This window comes from Caulobacter sp. D5, from assembly GCF_003185805.1.
Lineage (GTDB): Bacteria > Pseudomonadota > Alphaproteobacteria > Caulobacterales > Caulobacteraceae > Caulobacter.
Window position 1 is genome coordinate 1 of the sequence record NZ_QHJY01000062.1, and the last position, 13,599, is coordinate 13,599.

At 70.6% G+C, this 13,599-nt stretch carries 17 protein-coding genes; 10 read left to right on the forward strand and 7 right to left on the reverse strand.

Annotated features, from left to right (window positions below):
• The 4 genes from DMC18_RS04975 to DMC18_RS04990 all read left to right on the forward strand — a co-directional run.
• The coding region (locus DMC18_RS04975; protein WP_304538755.1) for an exodeoxyribonuclease VII large subunit at positions 1-451 on the forward strand (451 nt) is incomplete at its 5' end.
• Positions 452-478: 27 nt separating this feature from the next.
• Complete coding sequence (locus DMC18_RS04980; RefSeq protein WP_110119052.1) at positions 479-697, forward strand: DUF2093 domain-containing protein; 219 nt, start codon at positions 479-481, stop codon at positions 695-697.
• A 143-nt stretch (positions 698-840) separates the two neighbouring features.
• A complete protein-coding gene (locus DMC18_RS04985) occupies positions 841-1,536 on the forward strand; it encodes a M23 family metallopeptidase (RefSeq protein WP_233248068.1) in 696 nt (231 codons plus the stop codon).
• Between the two features lie 104 nt (positions 1,537-1,640).
• A complete protein-coding gene (locus DMC18_RS04990; RefSeq protein WP_110119050.1) occupies positions 1,641-2,147 on the forward strand; it encodes a response regulator in 507 nt (168 codons plus the stop codon).
• A gap of 109 nt (positions 2,148-2,256) precedes the next feature.
• Here the strand turns inward: DMC18_RS04990 and DMC18_RS04995 are convergent, their stop codons facing one another.
• Positions 2,257-3,192 carry a lysophospholipid acyltransferase family protein gene (locus tag DMC18_RS04995; RefSeq protein WP_110119049.1) on the reverse strand — a complete coding sequence of 312 codons (936 nt, stop codon included), beginning with the start codon at positions 3,190-3,192 and terminating at the stop codon, positions 2,257-2,259.
• Between the two features lie 237 nt (positions 3,193-3,429).
• On the opposite strand from DMC18_RS04995, the gene DMC18_RS05000 reads away from it, so the two are divergent.
• Both DMC18_RS05000 and hisN read left to right on the forward strand, forming a co-directional pair.
• Positions 3,430-3,822, forward strand: a complete 393-nt coding sequence (locus DMC18_RS05000; protein ID WP_110119048.1) for a helix-turn-helix domain-containing protein — start codon at positions 3,430-3,432, stop codon at positions 3,820-3,822.
• Positions 3,823-3,888: 66 nt separating this feature from the next.
• Positions 3,889-4,728, forward strand: a complete 840-nt coding sequence (gene hisN, locus DMC18_RS05005) for a histidinol-phosphatase (RefSeq protein WP_110119047.1) — start codon at positions 3,889-3,891, stop codon at positions 4,726-4,728.
• A gap of 153 nt (positions 4,729-4,881) precedes the next feature.
• On the opposite strand, the gene DMC18_RS05015 is transcribed toward hisN, so the two are convergent.
• From DMC18_RS05015 to DMC18_RS05040, 6 genes are all read right to left on the reverse strand, one after another.
• Positions 4,882-5,310 carry an NUDIX hydrolase gene (locus DMC18_RS05015; RefSeq protein ID WP_110119045.1) on the reverse strand — a complete coding sequence of 143 codons (429 nt, stop codon included), beginning with the start codon at positions 5,308-5,310 and terminating at the stop codon, positions 4,882-4,884.
• Entirely contained in the window at positions 5,307-6,260 is a 954-nt protein-coding gene (locus DMC18_RS05020) for an alpha/beta fold hydrolase (RefSeq protein WP_110119044.1), read from the reverse strand. Before DMC18_RS05020 ends, DMC18_RS05015 begins: the two co-directional genes overlap by 4 nt.
• Before the next feature lie 4 nt (positions 6,261-6,264).
• A complete protein-coding gene (locus DMC18_RS05025; RefSeq protein ID WP_110119043.1) occupies positions 6,265-6,573 on the reverse strand; it encodes an SCP2 sterol-binding domain-containing protein in 309 nt (102 codons plus the stop codon).
• Positions 6,574-6,682: 109 nt separating this feature from the next.
• Entirely contained in the window at positions 6,683-7,354 is a 672-nt protein-coding gene (locus DMC18_RS05030) for a hypothetical protein (protein ID WP_110119042.1), read from the reverse strand.
• Positions 7,351-8,247: a class I SAM-dependent methyltransferase gene (locus tag DMC18_RS05035; RefSeq protein ID WP_110119041.1), complete on the reverse strand. Its 897-nt coding sequence runs from the start codon at positions 8,245-8,247 to the stop codon at positions 7,351-7,353. The genes DMC18_RS05030 and DMC18_RS05035 overlap by 4 nt, the downstream gene beginning before the upstream one ends.
• Positions 8,248-8,342: 95 nt before the next feature.
• Positions 8,343-9,185, reverse strand: coding sequence for a class I SAM-dependent methyltransferase (locus DMC18_RS05040; protein ID WP_110132739.1), 843 nt, complete (start codon positions 9,183-9,185; stop codon positions 8,343-8,345).
• Between the two features lie 240 nt (positions 9,186-9,425).
• On the opposite strand from DMC18_RS05040, the gene DMC18_RS05045 reads away from it, so the two are divergent.
• The 4 genes from DMC18_RS05045 to DMC18_RS05060 all read left to right on the forward strand — a co-directional run.
• Entirely contained in the window at positions 9,426-9,887 is a 462-nt protein-coding gene (locus DMC18_RS05045; protein ID WP_110119039.1) for an Hsp20 family protein, read from the forward strand.
• A gap of 187 nt (positions 9,888-10,074) precedes the next feature.
• A complete protein-coding gene (locus DMC18_RS05050; RefSeq protein WP_110119038.1) occupies positions 10,075-11,646 on the forward strand; it encodes a DUF4173 domain-containing protein in 1,572 nt (523 codons plus the stop codon).
• Positions 11,643-12,356, forward strand: a complete 714-nt coding sequence (locus DMC18_RS05055; RefSeq protein WP_110132740.1) for a response regulator transcription factor — start codon at positions 11,643-11,645, stop codon at positions 12,354-12,356. Before DMC18_RS05050 ends, DMC18_RS05055 begins: the two co-directional genes overlap by 4 nt.
• Positions 12,353-13,599, forward strand: a 1,247-nt coding sequence (locus tag DMC18_RS05060; protein WP_233248070.1) for a histidine kinase dimerization/phospho-acceptor domain-containing protein, incomplete at its 3' end; no start/stop codon positions are given. The genes DMC18_RS05055 and DMC18_RS05060, both read left to right, overlap by 4 nt.

Here is a 13,599-nt window from a genome sequence, read left to right on the forward strand (position 1 = left end):
CCAGGCCAAGGCCGAGCGCCTGTCCGACCTGTCGCGCGGCCTGGATCTGGCCGCCCGCCGCGCCCCCGAACGCGCCGCCCAGCACGCCCGCCTGCCGGCGCTGTGGGACCGCCTCAACGCCGTCGCCCGCCGCCGGCTCGACCGCGAGGCCGACCGCCTGGCGGGGCTGGACAAGCTGCGCCAGTCGCTGAACCCCGAACGGCCGCTGGAACTGGGCTTTGCCTTGGTCCGCAAGATGGACGGGACCCTGGCCCGCTCGGCCGCCGACCTGGCCGCCGGCGAGCGCGTGAACCTGAAGTTCAAGCTGGGCGAACGCGACGCGGTGATCGATGGCGAAGGCTCGACGCCGCCGCCTCCCCCGCCCTCTCCCGCCGTGCAGGCGGCGCCCAAGGCCGCTTCGCGCCCGAAACCCACGCCCCCGCCGTCTCCCGGCCAGGGCGATCTGTTCTAGTCCCGCGCTTTGGCGTAGAAGAGTCCCATGAACGCTTACGATCGCGACATCGGCAAATCCGGCCTGGCCGTCCTGCACTATGGCGACGGCGATTTCGCCGTGCTCAGCCCCGGCCAGTACGTGGTCTGCGCCGTCACCGGCGCCAAGGTGCCGCTGGAGGCGCTGCGCTACTGGAGCCCCGAGCTGCAGGAAGCCTACGCCACGCCGAAAGAGGCGTTGAAGCGCTGGCAGGAGACCAAGGCCTGAACCGCCGGGGGCTTCTCGCCGTCCTGGTCGGCGCCGCCCTTCCCCTCGCCTACTCCGCCCGCGCCGCGGCCCCTGGCCTGACGCTGAATGGCCGCCTGGAACAGGGCGGCTACGCCGTCGGCCGCACCGCGCCGCGCGCCGACGTGCTGGTGGACGGCGTGCCCGTCGCCCAGAGCTCGGCCGATGGTTGGTTCGTGATCGGCTTCGACCGCGACGCCCCGCCGACCGCCGAGATCACGGTGCAGACGCCCGACGGCTCGGCCAGCCACCGCGTGGCGATCGCGCCCGGAACCTTCGACATCCAGCGCATCGACGGCCTGCCGCCGTCGCAGGTCACGCCCGACGATCCGGCCCTGCTGGCCCGCATCGCCGCCGAGGGCGCGCGCAAGGCGACAGGCTTTTCCAGCCGCATCGACGGCGACTTCTTCCGCACGGGTTTCATCTGGCCGGTGAAGGCCACGCGCCGGTCGTCCAGCTTCGGCGGCCAGCGCATCCTCAACGGCGAGCCCAAGCGCCCCCACTACGGCGTCGACCTGGCCGCACCGGTCGGCGCGCCCGTGGTCGCCCCGGCGGACGGCGTCGTCGCCTTCGCCGAGACCGGCCTGCACTTCGAGGGCGGGCTGATCCTGATCGACCACGGCCAGGGCCTGATCAGCGCCTATCTGCACCTCTCCCGCATCGACGTGACTCCCGGCCAGCGGGTGGTCCAGGGCCAGCGGATCGGCGCGGTCGGCAAGGAGGGCCGGGCTACGGGTCCGCACCTCTGCTGGCGCCTGAAGTGGCGCGACCGCAATCTCGACCCCAGTCTCTGGGTGGCTGACGCGGGAATGCGACAGTGAACGGTGCAAACTTCACCATTTGGGGACAGCCCCTATCGACAGCCCCCTGTCGTTATGGTTATCCCCAGCCCGCCCTGAAATTCGCGTATGAGGCGTAAACCCGCATGTCCGCGGTGCTAGACAAGCTCCGTTTCCTCCTGGTGGACGATAACCACCACATGCGGGCCATCGTCAGCACGATCCTGAAGGGCGTGGGCGTGCGCCACGTGCACGAGGCGATCGACGGGGCCGAGGGCCTACAGATCCTCAAGGATCGGCAGATCGACATCGCCATCGTCGACTTCAAGATGTCGCCGCTGGACGGGGTGCAGTTCACCCAGCTGGTGCGCAACTCGCCCGACAGCACCGACCCGTTCCTGCCGATCATCATGCTGACCGGCTTCGCCGAGCGGCACCGGGTGTTCGAGGCGCGCGACGCCGGCGTCACCGAGATCGTCGTCAAGCCGGTCACGGCCCGTTCGCTGCTCGACCGCATCGACATGGTGATCTTCAAGCCGCGGCCGTTCATCCGCAGCGCCGACTATTTCGGCCCCTGCCGCCGCCGCCGCCAGGACCCGCACTACGGCGGCCCGTTCCGCCGCGGCACCGACAAGGGCGCGATCGAGCTTTAGCGCTCGCGAAACCTCGTCCTTCGACAAGCTCAGGATGAGGTTTCGACTGCGAGGCCTGCTCTCTTCCTCACCCTGAGCCTGTCGAAGGGCGAGGAAGACGCACGGCGTCTCAGTTCGTGGGGATCTCCCCCGCCAGCAGCGCCGCATAGACCTCGTTGGGCCAGCGGCGGTGGACCCAGAACCACTCTTCCGGCCGCTCGCGGATGCGATCTTCCATGAAGGCGTTGATCATCCGCACGCCGGCCTCGATGTCGGCCGTGCGGTCGCCGGTGCTGGGCGGGACGATCGGGTCGTGGACCACGGCCCGGAAGCGCGCCCCCTTGGTGCGCTGCACCGACATCGGCTGCAGCACCGTCCCGAAGCGGATCGCCAGGCGCGTCGGCCCCGGCGCGGTGCGCGAGTCGTGGCCGAAGAACGGGGCCGCGACGCCGCCGTTGAACTTCTGGTCGTTCATCAGCGCCACCGACTCGCCGCGCTTCATGGCGTCGAGCAGCTCGCGCGCGCCGTCGCCGCCCTTGGGGGCGAACAGCCGCACGCCGTAGCGGAACCGGCTCTTCTTGATGCGCTCGTCGATATAGGGGTTGTTGGCCGCCCGGTAGGTCATCTGGCAGGTGACGCCGGAATCGACGATGGCCGCCGGCATCACTTCCCAGTTCGACAGGTGGCCGGAAACGAACACCACCGGCTCGCTGTCCCGCGCGATCTGGGCCAGGCGCTCTGCGTTGACCACTTCCACCCGCCCGGTGGAGGGCAGCAGCTTGTCCATCAGCGGGAACTCGCCGAACGTCCGGCCCAGCCCGTCCCACTGCTTGCGCAGCATGCCCGCGCGCCAGGCGGCGTCCTTTTCCGGGAAGGCCAGGCGCAGGTTGCGGTCGGCGACCTTGTGGGCCCCGCTCAGCGGACCGAAGGTGCGCCCGAACCAGCCGCCCAGGGCCGAGGCCGCATCGACGCCCAGCATCCGGAACAGGCCCATGAACAGGTCGTAGCCGATGGCCTCGATACGCCAGTAGAAATCTTGAGTGCGGGAAGCGCGGACTTGGGACATCGCCCCTTACTAGAGCGGGACAGCGCGGAACGGAAGTCACCCCAAGGCAACACCTGACCTTAAGCCTTTGAAATCGTCTGATTTTACCACCCAGAAATCGCCGCAATCGGGGCCATGACGGTCCGCTTTCGGTGCTTTCAGGCGACTCGGCCTCGCTTGGCGCGCGACTTGCGGCTGTCAGGGCAGACCGTTCCGTTTCGGGACGGGGGAAAAGCCATCGGGGGTCAAGGGTCCATCATGGGCAATGACATCGACACTCACCTGGGCAAGCGCCTTCGCCGCCGTCGCCGGCTGCTGGGCCTGACCCAACAACAACTGGCCGGCGCCGTGGGCGTCCGTTTCCAGCAGATCCAGAAATACGAGTGCGGCGCCAACCGCATCTCGGCCGCGCGCCTGTGGCAGCTGTCCGAAGCCCTGGAAGTGCCGGTCGGCTACTTCTACGACGGGCTGTCGAACCTCGCCGCCCGCGAGGCCGCGCCGGCGCACAACGACTCCGAGGGCGGCGAGATGTTCGCCCGCAAGGAGACGATCGACCTGATCCGGGCCTACTACCTGCTCGGCGAGCGTCCGCGCCGCCGCCTGCTGGACCTGGCCAAGTCGCTGAACGGCGTCGAGCAGATCGAAGCCTGACCCACGCTTCAGTCGGGCGGTTCAGTGGAGTAGCGTCGCGGGCCAGGGCAGGCTAAAGCCCTGCCCATGACGCTCTCCGCCGATCGCATCGCCGCCCTCGACGCCTTCATCGTCGAGCTCAACAGCGCCTCCGCCGGAGCGATCCTGCCGCTGTTCCGGTCCGATCACGGGCTGGAGGACAAGGCGGCGGGCAAGAACCTGCCGCGCGAAAGCCACGCGGCGTTCGACCCGGTGACCGAGGCCGACCGCGGCGCGGAAGCGGCGATCCGCAAGCTGATTTCCGAGCGCTATCCCGAGCACGGGGTGATCGGCGAGGAATACGGCGAGGACCGGCCGGACGCCGAGTTCGTCTGGGTGCTGGACCCCGTCGACGGCACGCGCGCCTTCATCTCGGGCCTGCCCCTGTGGACCACCCTGATCGGCCTGCGCCATCAGGGCCGTCCCGTGCTGGGCTCGATCGGCCAGCCCTATCTGGACGAAATCTATGTCGGTTCGGCCGCCGCCGGCTCGCGCCTGATCGCCCGCGGCGGCGAAAAGCCCCTGCGCGTGCGCCCCTGCGCCGTGCTGACCGACGCCATCATCGCCACCACCGATCCGGAAGCCTGCTTCGACGGCGCCGAGCTGGGCGCCTGGCGCCAGGTGCGCGCGGCCGCCAAGCTGGCCCGCCTGGGCTGCGACGCCTACGCCTACGCCATGGTCGCGGCCGGTACGATGGACATGGTCATCGAGGCCGGCCTGAAGAGCTGGGACGTCGAGGCCGCCATCCCCCTGATCGAAGGCGCCGGCGGCGTGGTCACCGACTGGCGCGGCGCCCCGATCGGCCAGCACGGCGGCCAGATGGCCATCGCCGGCGACCAGCGCGTGCTCGACGAGGCGCTGGTGGCCCTGAAGCGGTCGGCGAAATAAGTCCTTCTCCCCTTGCGGGAGAAGGTGGCCTGCGAAGCAGGTCGGATGAGGGGTCGAAGGTCGGGGCCGCTGCGAAAATGAGGATGAGGACGGGTCTGAGAGACCCCTCATCCGTCGCCTGCGGCGACACCTTCTCCCGCAAGGGGAGAAGGATCAGATTTTCAAACCATCCGGCAGCAGCCGCTCGCCGGCGGCGAAGCGCTCCAGCGACACCCACTCGACCCAGACGTCCTGGCTGTTCTCGTTGATCACGAAGCGGTCGCGCGCGATCGCCTTGGGATCAGACGTCGTGATCTCGTAGACGAAGATGATCTCGTGGCCCGTATGGCCCTCGTGCTCGTAGAGGTTCTCGATCACCGTCGGCGGGCCGGCGATCTCGATCGAAAAGCCGGTCTCCTCCAGGAACTCCCGCCGCAGGGTCTGTTCCGAGGTCTCGCCGAACTCGACGCCGCCGCCCAACGGCCGCCAGCCCTTCACCGAGCCGTCGTCGTTGCGCACCTCGGCGACCAGCAGCCGGTCCTCATGGCGCAGCAGGCCGATGGCGACCACCCGCACCGCCTGCTTCGGACGCCATGTGCTCATCGCGGGGCGACCGGATCGACCGTCTCGTCGAACGCGGTCCAGAACCTGGCGCGGCGGTCGTCGGTCTCGATCAGGATCTCGTGGAAGGCGTCCTCGATCTCGAGGTAGCGGCCCTTCCGAATACGGGCGGCGATCGCCTTCTGGGACGAGGTCAGCACCCGGGTGTCGATCCCCGCCCCGACGATGGTCACCGGGATCGCGATGGCCTCGATGCCCGGCGCGCGGGCCAGCCAGTCGCAGGCGGAGAACGCAAAATCGGTCCAGCCCCAGGTGATGCCGCCAAGCGCGATATCCGGATTGGCGCGGATCTGCGCCTGATGGCGGGCGTAGCGGGCGCCGTCGTGGGTCAGGGCGTCCTGCGGGAAGACGTGCTTGAACGGATCGCCGACGTCGCCCAGCACATAGTCGCCCCGCAGCGGCGTGCGGGCGGCGAGCCACGCCAGACCCCGCGCCAGGAACGCCGGCGTACGTCCCGGGTTCAGGCCCAGCATCGGGGCCGACAGCACGCAGGCGGAAAAGCGGGTCTCGCCATGGGCCAGGACGAGGCTGGTCAGGCAGCCGCCCATCGAATGGCCCAGCGCGATCCAGGGCTTGGGCAGGCGCGCCTCGAAGGCGGTCAGCAGGGCCTGGTAGTCGCCGAGAAAATCGTGGAAGCCGGCCGCGTGACCCTTCAGCCGATCGGGCAGCATGCGGTGCGAGAGCCCCTGCCCTCGCCAGTCGTGCACCAGGACGACGAAGCCCCGGGCCAGGAGGTCGGAAACGACCTCGTAGTACTTCTCGATCGGTTCGCTGCGGCCGGGGCTGACGACCACCGATCCGCGCGCAGCGCCTTCAGGCGAAAATAGTGCGGCGCGGAGGGTCGCCCCGTCCGCGCCGCGAAACCATTCGGCCTGGCCGTGGTCGGGAACCGGCGCCTCGGGAATCGAGACCAGAGGCGCGGGCTCCCCCATCGGCTTAGCGCAGCTTGGAGAACAGCGCCGCCATCTTGGACTGCAGCGCCATCGCCGCGCCCATGTCCGACAGCTTCAGCTTGCCGGTCATGACGGCCATGGTCGGGTCGAGCGAACCGGCGCCGATGGCCAGGAAGTCTTCCTTCGACAGGGTCATGGTCAGGTCGGCCGGACCGTCGTCGTTGGTGACCGAACCGCCATCGATCAGGATGACGCCTTCGCCCTTCAGGTCGAACTTCAGGCTCTTGCCGAGGCCGCTGTCGTCGCCGACGGCGGTTTTGATCTTGTCGGTGATTTCCTGCAGAGTGGCCATGAAACGCGATCTCCCTCTTATTTGCGCGTTCAATAATGCGCGTGAGAACTTGGCGTGCACCCTGGCCGGGCGCGCGGCGCAAGTAAACACCGTTTAGACGCTCTCCACCCTATTTTTTGCTCTGGATGAAGCGCACCTGCGAGGGCGTCCCGGACAGGCGAATGCGGGTCGCGCCCTTGAAGTCGGAAAGCCGGTAGATCGGGGCTTTGCCCGCCAGCGGCAGGGCCTGGGTCTTGCCGTCGGCGCCGACCACGACGCCGCCGGAAGCGCCCGGAAAGCTGAAGCCGGTCATCTTCGGCGCCAGCATGGCCATCGGCCCGGCCGCCCTGCCGATGACGCCGTTGGTGGAGTCCAGAACCACCTTCAGCTCGCCGGCCTCGTACTCGGCCGCCGGCTTCAGCACCGGCTCGATGATCAGGGTCGAGCCGAACTTGGCGTCGGCCGGCGCGTCGAACTCGACCTTGGCCCCGCCCTGCAGCTGGGCCAGGGTCGGCAGGCGCTCGAAGCGGCCATCGGCGCTGATCGGCAACGGCGTGCGCGCCCCGCCCGCATCGACCAGCATGGCCTTCAGGCCCTCGGCGGGCTTGCCGTCGCGGGTCACGCGGTAGGCCACGCGGGTGCGCGAACGCTCCTGGGCCGGCACCTTGAGGAAGTTCTCCAGGTAACCGAACACCTTGTCGGCCGGGGCGACCTTGTTCCCCTGGGCCAAGGCGACCGAACCGGCCGCCAGGGTCAGGACGGCGGCGGCGACGAGCGTCCGCCTCGCAAGGCGGGCGCTCATTTCGGCTTCACGAACTTGAGGGTCATGCGGTCGCTCTCCCCGATGGCGTCGTACTTGGCGTGGTCGAAGTCGGGCTCGGCCGGCTCGCCGCGCGGCGCCGACAGGCGGGTCGGCGGCAGGGTCCAGACGCCGAACGGATGGTCCTTGGTGTCTTTCGGATTGGCGTTGATCTCGCTGGATCCGGCCAGCTCGAACCCGGCCTCCTTGGCCAGCTGCTCGACATAGGCCTGCTGCACATAGCCGTCGGCGGCCAGCACGTCCTGCACGCGACCCGGTTCGCCCCGGTGCTCCTCGACGCCCAGGACGCCGCCGGGCTTCAGCGCCGCCAGGGCGTCCTTGAAGGCCTTCTCGGCGATGCCGCCCGCCATCCAGTTGTGCAGGTTGCGCAGGAACAGCACGCGATCGACGCTTCCCGCTGGCGCGACGGGACCGCTGCCCCGGCCGAAGGTGGTGATCTCGACCTTGCCGTAGAGCCTGGGCTTTTCCTCCAGCTTGCGGCGATAGGCGGCGACGATCTCGGCGGCGGCGGGATCGGCGGGATCAGCCTCGAGCACAGCCTCGTAGAGCTTGCCGCCGGTGGCCGCCAGGAACGGGGCCAGGATCTCGGTGTACCAGCCCGCGCCCGGCCAGAACTCGACGACGGTCTGGCCGGGACGGACGTCCCAGAACTCCAGGCTCTGCACCGGATGACGCCAGGCGTCGCGGGCCTTGTCCGCGCTGGTGCGCCAGTCGCCGGCCACGGCGCCGGCCAGGGTGGTCGGACCGCCCTTGGGCTCGGCCTTGGCCGCGGGCGCCTTGGCCGGTTCGTCCTTCTTGCGGCCGCAACCGACCAGGCCCGCCGCGCCGGCGGCGACCAGCAGGCCGCGACGCGACCACGAATACGCCGGATCCATCAATCCCCCTCTACTCATGGATCCAGCCTAGGCCGTGACCTTGGCAAAAACACGCCCGCGGCCCGCGGGCGCAGGGGCGAAATGGCGCCGACCGATCACGCCGGCTTCCTGAAGCGCAGGGTCATGCGGTCGCTCTCGCCGATCGCGTCGTACTTGGCGCGGTCGAAGTTGGGATCAGCCGGCTGGCCCGACGGGGCCGACTGGCGCACCGGCGGCAGGGTCCAGACGCCGAACGGGTGGTCCTTGGTGTCCTTGGGGTTGGCGTTGATCTCGGACTTGGCGTCCAGCTTGAAGCCGGCCCGTTCGGCCAGGGCCACGACCGTGGCGGTCGACAGATAGCCGTTGGCCCCGGCGCTCTTCTCGTCGGCCGGATCGGCGCGGTGCTCCTCGATCGCCAGAATCCCGCCCGGCTTCAGCACGGCGAAGAAGTCGGCGAACAGCTTGTCGGCGACGCCCGGCTGGATGGTCCAGTTGTGGACGTTGCGGGCGGTCAGAACCAGGTCGGCCGAGCCCGGCGCGCCCAGCGGCGCGGCCACCGGCCCGAAGTCGACGAACTTGACCTTGCCGTACTTGGCCTCGTCGGCGAACCGCGCCTCGAAGGCCGCGCGGCCCTTGCGGGCGCCGTCCGACAGCTTGGGATTGGCCAGGTCGGCGACGCCGGCCACGTAGGTTCCCTTGGTGGCCTTGGCGTAGGGCGCCAGGATCTCGGTCCAGTAGCCGCCGCCGGGCGAGACCTCGATCACCGTCTGGCCGGGCTTCAGCCCCCAGAACACCAGGCTCTCATAGGGATGGCGGGCGCCGTCGCGGGCGACGCTGGCGGGGGTGCGGTCGGGCGCGGCGATGGCGGTCTTCAGGGCCGCGTCGGCGGCCAGGGCGCCGGTGGCGGGCGCGAGCGCCGCGAGGGCGGCGAGAATGAGCAAATGGCGGCGGGCGGGCATGGCGTCTGTCTCCGTCGTCGGCCCGCGTTCCGGGCGCGCCGACCTTAGCCGCACGCGAACCGCGATCAAGCGATTCCGAAACTGAATGACGCACCCCTTGAAGTCGAAAATCGACCTCCCAACTATTCAACCGAAGGCGCTGGAAAACCGGGCCTTCCGGATCGCAGACGAGGCCGAGATCGGGTCGTCGAAGGTCCGAACACACATCGCAACCTTGCTTGAAGAGAAGGTTCTATATCTATGCGTACGATCGACCTGTCGCCCCTTTACCGTTCGCTCGTCGGCTTCGACCGCCTGGCCGCGCAACTCGACGCCGCCGCCAAGACCGAAGCCGCCTCCGGCTATCCGCCCTACAACATCGAGCGCACCGACGAGAATTCCTACCGCATCGAGATCGCCGTCGCCGGCTTCAAGCCGGAAGAACTGTCGATCGAGGCCAAGGAAGGCCTGCTGACCGTCTCGGGCCGCAAGGCGGCCAATGACGAAGCCAAGCGCTACCTGCATCGCGGTCTCGCCGAGCGCAATTTCGACCGCCGCTTCCAGCTGGCCGACTACGTGGTGGTGACCGACGCCGCCCTCGCCGACGGCCTGCTGACCATCTCGCTGAAGCGCGAACTGCCCGAAGCCCTCAAGGCCCGCACCATCCCGATCAACACCGGCGCCGACACCGCCAGCCTGATCGAGGGCGAACAGGCCGCCTAAGGGCGTCCCGACTACTTTCTTCCCTCTGTTCTTAAGTCCCCTCCGACTTCGGGCGGCGCAGCGATGCGCCGCCCTTTTTCGTCTCTGCACCGGTTCTGCACGGCGATCGGGCGGGCCGTGCACGGCCTCGCCGCCGGGGCTGCAAGCCGCGCGGCTATCGGGAAGGCTCCGCTGATGGGGACCTCCGATGAAAGCCTTCCGCCCGCCGCCCGCCGCCGCGCCCTTCTGGATGAAACCGGTGGCCGCCGCCCTGCTGGTGCTGGCCGCCGACCAGCTGTTCTGGGGCTATGCCGCCGGCGCGACCCTGGGCGGCTTCTGCCTGCTGGCGACCATCGCCGTCGTCCTCGTTAATCCCGCCGCGCGCCGGGCCTGGGCCTGGCTGCTGGCCGCGACGGTCTTCGGCGTCGTGATGATCGAGGCGCCCGGCCTGCTGGCCTTTGTCCTGTGGGCGGTCGCCATCGCCGTGGCGGTGCTGGCCGCCCGCGCGGGCCGGCATGAGGACGCCTGGCGCTGGCTGCAACGGCTGGCGACCCTGCTGGTCCTGGGTCTCGTCGCCCCGTTCCGCGACTTCATGAAGGCCCGCAAGCGCGCGCCGGGATCGGGCGCGGCCCTGCGTCGCCTGCCCGTACTGGTGCTGCCCATCGTCGGCGGCGCGGTGTTCCTGGCGCTCTTCACCATCGCCAATCCGGTGATCGCCCAGGCCGTGGCCCAGTGGCGCATCCCCCAGATCGACCTGCCCCGCATCGGCTTCGCCGTCATCGTGCTGTTCGGGGTCTGGATGCTGCTGCGGCCCAGCTTCAAGCGTCCGCTCTGGGGCCTGCCCGCCGCCAAGCCCGGCGCCGCGCCCCTGCCCGGTCTCAGCGTCGCCTCGGTCGGCCTGTCGCTGGTGGTGTTCAACACGATCTTCGCCCTGCAGAACGGCCTGGACCTGGCCTTTCTGTGGTCGCGCGCGCCGCTGCCGCAGGGCGTGACCCTGGCCGAATACGCCCATCGCGGCGCCTATCCGCTGATCGCCACGGCCCTGCTGGCCGGCCTCTTCGTGCTGGTCGCCCTGGCGCCCGGCTCGGCGACGGCGCGATCGACGTGGCTGCGGCGGCTGGTGGTGCTGTGGGTGGCGCAGAACCTCTTCCTCGTCGCCTCGTCGATCCTGCGCACCCTCGACTATGTGGAGGTCTACGCCCTCACCCGCCTGCGGCTGGCGGCCCTGATCTGGATGGCGCTGGTCGGCCTTGGCCTGCTGCTGATCTGCTGGCGGATGCTGCGCGCCAAGAGCGCCGGCTGGCTGATCAACGCCAACCTCGCCGCCGCCGGCCTGATGCTGGCCGCCTGCACGGTGGTGGACCTCGGCTCGATCGCCGCCGCCTGGAACGTGCGCCACGCCCGCGAACTGGGCGGCGACGGCGAGGCGCTGGACGTCTGCTACCTGGAGCGCCTGGGTCCCGCCTCGGTCGTGGCCCTCAGCCAGCTGCGGGCGACCGCCCTGCCCCCGCTGCTGGCGGCCCGCGTGGCCTGGTCGCGCGAGACGGTGCTGAACGACCTGGAACCCCGCCAGGCCAAGTGGCGCGGCTGGTCCTGGCGCGGCCAGCGGCGCCTGGACGAGGCCCTGCTGATCGCGCCGCGCGACCGAACCATCCCGGTTCCGGCCGGCACGCTGGACTGCCGGGGCCAGCAGATCGGCCCGAGCGCGCCCGAAACGCCGCCCCAACCCTACAGCGAACCGTTGACCCCGGACGTCGCAAGCGGAACATCTGCGCCATGACTCAGCCGATCCTGATCGTCGACGACGAGCCCCACATCCGCGAGCTGCTGGCCTTCGCCCTGGGCAAGGCCGGCTACGCCACGGTCGAGGCCGCCGACGGCGAGGCCGCGCTGGAGGCGATCGCCGCCCACAAGCCGGCCCTGGTGGTGCTGGACATCAACATGCCGCGCCTCAACGGCCTGGACGTCTGCCGCCGCATCCGCGCCGAGGGCCAGCTGCCGGTGCTGCTGCTGTCGTCGCGCGACGACGAGATCGACCGGGTGCTGGGCATCGAGCTGGGCGCCGACGACTATGTGGTCAAGCCGTTCAGCCCGCGCGAGGTGACGGCCCGGGTCGCCGCGATCCTGCGCCGCGCCTCGGCCGCCGCCCCGCCGCCGGCCGAGGAGGCCAAGCTGGTCAGCCACGGCCGCCTCAGCCTCGAGGCCGACGCCTGGCGGGCGGCCTGGGGCGAGACCGAGACGGCGCTGACCGTCACCGAGTTCGGCATCCTCTGGACCCTGGCCAGCGCCCCACGCCGGGTGTTCACCCGCGACGCCATCATCGACAAGCTGCGCGGCCCCGGCTTCGCCCTCACCGACCGCACCATCGACAGCCACGTGCGCAACCTGCGCGCCAAGTTCGCCAGGCTGGGCGGGGTGGACGTGGTCGAGACCCGCCCCGGGGTCGGCTACCGCCTGGGGGCCTGCCAGGGCCAGGACGCGCAGGCGTGATCGCCGCGCTGTCGGCTTTCAAGGACGCGGTCAAGCGCCGCTGGCCGGCCCTGCGCCTGCGCTCGATCCTGCTGGCGGTGCTGCTGTTCGCCGCCGCCATGCCGGCGCTGGGCGGGATCTTCCTGCGCAGCTACGAGAACACCCTGGTGCGCCAGACCGAGGCCGAACTGAACGCCCAGGGCGCGGCCCTGGCGGCGGCGACGGCGGCGCTGTGGCCCGGAGCGCCACCGCCGTCCGCCCTGCCCGAACCGGATCCCGAAGACCCCGCCTACTACCGCCCCGAAAAGCCCAGCATCGACCTGTCGGCCGCCCGCATCCTGCCCGAGCGGCCGTCGCCGAAACCCACTGGAGCGCCCGAACCCGGCGCCGTGGCCGCCGCCGCGCGCCTCGACCACATCTTCGCCGACACCACCCGCAGCACCCTGGCCGCCATCGTCCTGACCGACGCCCACGGCCGCGTCGTGCGGGGCCTTGGGACCGGCGGCGACCTCTCGGCCCTGCCCGAGGTGCGCGACGCCCTGTCCGGCCGGTCGGAGACCGTGCTGCGGCGGATCGGCCAGTACCGTCCGCGCTATGTCTGGGAATGGCTGAGCCGGGCCTCGGCCGTGCGCCTGCACCACGCCCGGCCGGTGACGGTCGGCGGGCGCACCGTCGGCGTGCTGCTGCTGTCGCGCTCGCCGCGCGGCCTGTTCAAGGGGCTGCACGAGGATCGCGGCAAGCTGCTGGTCGGCGCCGGGGTCATCGTGCTGGTGCTGTTCGGTCTGGCGGGCCTGGTGTCGCGCGGGGTCACCCGGCCGATCGAGCAGCTCAGCGCCGCCACCCGCGCCATGGCCCAGGGCCGGGGCGAGCCGCCCGAGACCCCGACCACCGCCGCCGTCGAGATCCAGGCGCTCTATGACGATTTCCGGGCCATGGCCGCGGCGATCGACAAGCGCTCGCGCTACCTGCGCGACTTCGCCGCCGCCCTCAGCCACGAGTTCAAGACGCCCCTGGCCGGGGTGCGCGGGGCCATCGAGCTCCTGCAGGACCACTATCCGACCATGAGCCAGGCCGAGCGCGAGCGCTTCCTGGCCAACATCGCAGCCGACAACGCGCGGCTCTCGGCCCTGGTCGGACGGTTGCTGGAGCTGGCCCGCGCCGACATGGCCACGCCCGAGGCCGGCGTCGCCGCCGCGCCCGCCGCCGCCGCCCGCTCGGTGGCCGCCGCCCTGTCCGGTCCCGACCTCGCCGTGGCGCTGGACCT

Bases quoted from the DNA above. Each gene is read 5' to 3' on its own strand.
- DMC18_RS05020 (WP_110119044.1), bottom strand. From the start codon at position 6,260: ATGGGGGAGCCCGCGCCTCTGGTCTCGATTCCCGAGGCGCCGGTTCCC.
- DMC18_RS04995 (WP_110119049.1), bottom strand. From the start codon at position 3,192: ATGTCCCAAGTCCGCGCTTCCCGCACTCAAGATTTCTACTGGCGTATC.
- DMC18_RS05035 (WP_110119041.1), bottom strand. From the start codon at position 8,247: ATGGATCCGGCGTATTCGTGGTCGCGTCGCGGCCTGCTGGTCGCCGCC.
- DMC18_RS05040 (WP_110132739.1), bottom strand. From the start codon at position 9,185: ATGCCCGCCCGCCGCCATTTGCTCATTCTCGCCGCCCTCGCGGCGCTC.
- DMC18_RS04980 (WP_110119052.1), top strand. From the start codon at position 479: ATGAACGCTTACGATCGCGACATCGGCAAATCCGGCCTGGCCGTCCTG.
- DMC18_RS05030 (WP_110119042.1), bottom strand. From the start codon at position 7,354: ATGAGCGCCCGCCTTGCGAGGCGGACGCTCGTCGCCGCCGCCGTCCTG.
- DMC18_RS05055 (WP_110132740.1), top strand. From the start codon at position 11,643: ATGACTCAGCCGATCCTGATCGTCGACGACGAGCCCCACATCCGCGAG.
- DMC18_RS05015 (WP_110119045.1), bottom strand. From the start codon at position 5,310: ATGAGCACATGGCGTCCGAAGCAGGCGGTGCGGGTGGTCGCCATCGGC.
- DMC18_RS05025 (WP_110119043.1), bottom strand. From the start codon at position 6,573: ATGGCCACTCTGCAGGAAATCACCGACAAGATCAAAACCGCCGTCGGC.
- DMC18_RS05050 (WP_110119038.1), top strand. From the start codon at position 10,075: ATGAAAGCCTTCCGCCCGCCGCCCGCCGCCGCGCCCTTCTGGATGAAA.
- hisN (WP_110119047.1), top strand. From the start codon at position 3,889: ATGACGCTCTCCGCCGATCGCATCGCCGCCCTCGACGCCTTCATCGTC.
- DMC18_RS05045 (WP_110119039.1), top strand. From the start codon at position 9,426: ATGCGTACGATCGACCTGTCGCCCCTTTACCGTTCGCTCGTCGGCTTC.
- DMC18_RS05000 (WP_110119048.1), top strand. From the start codon at position 3,430: ATGGGCAATGACATCGACACTCACCTGGGCAAGCGCCTTCGCCGCCGT.
- DMC18_RS04990 (WP_110119050.1), top strand. From the start codon at position 1,641: ATGTCCGCGGTGCTAGACAAGCTCCGTTTCCTCCTGGTGGACGATAAC.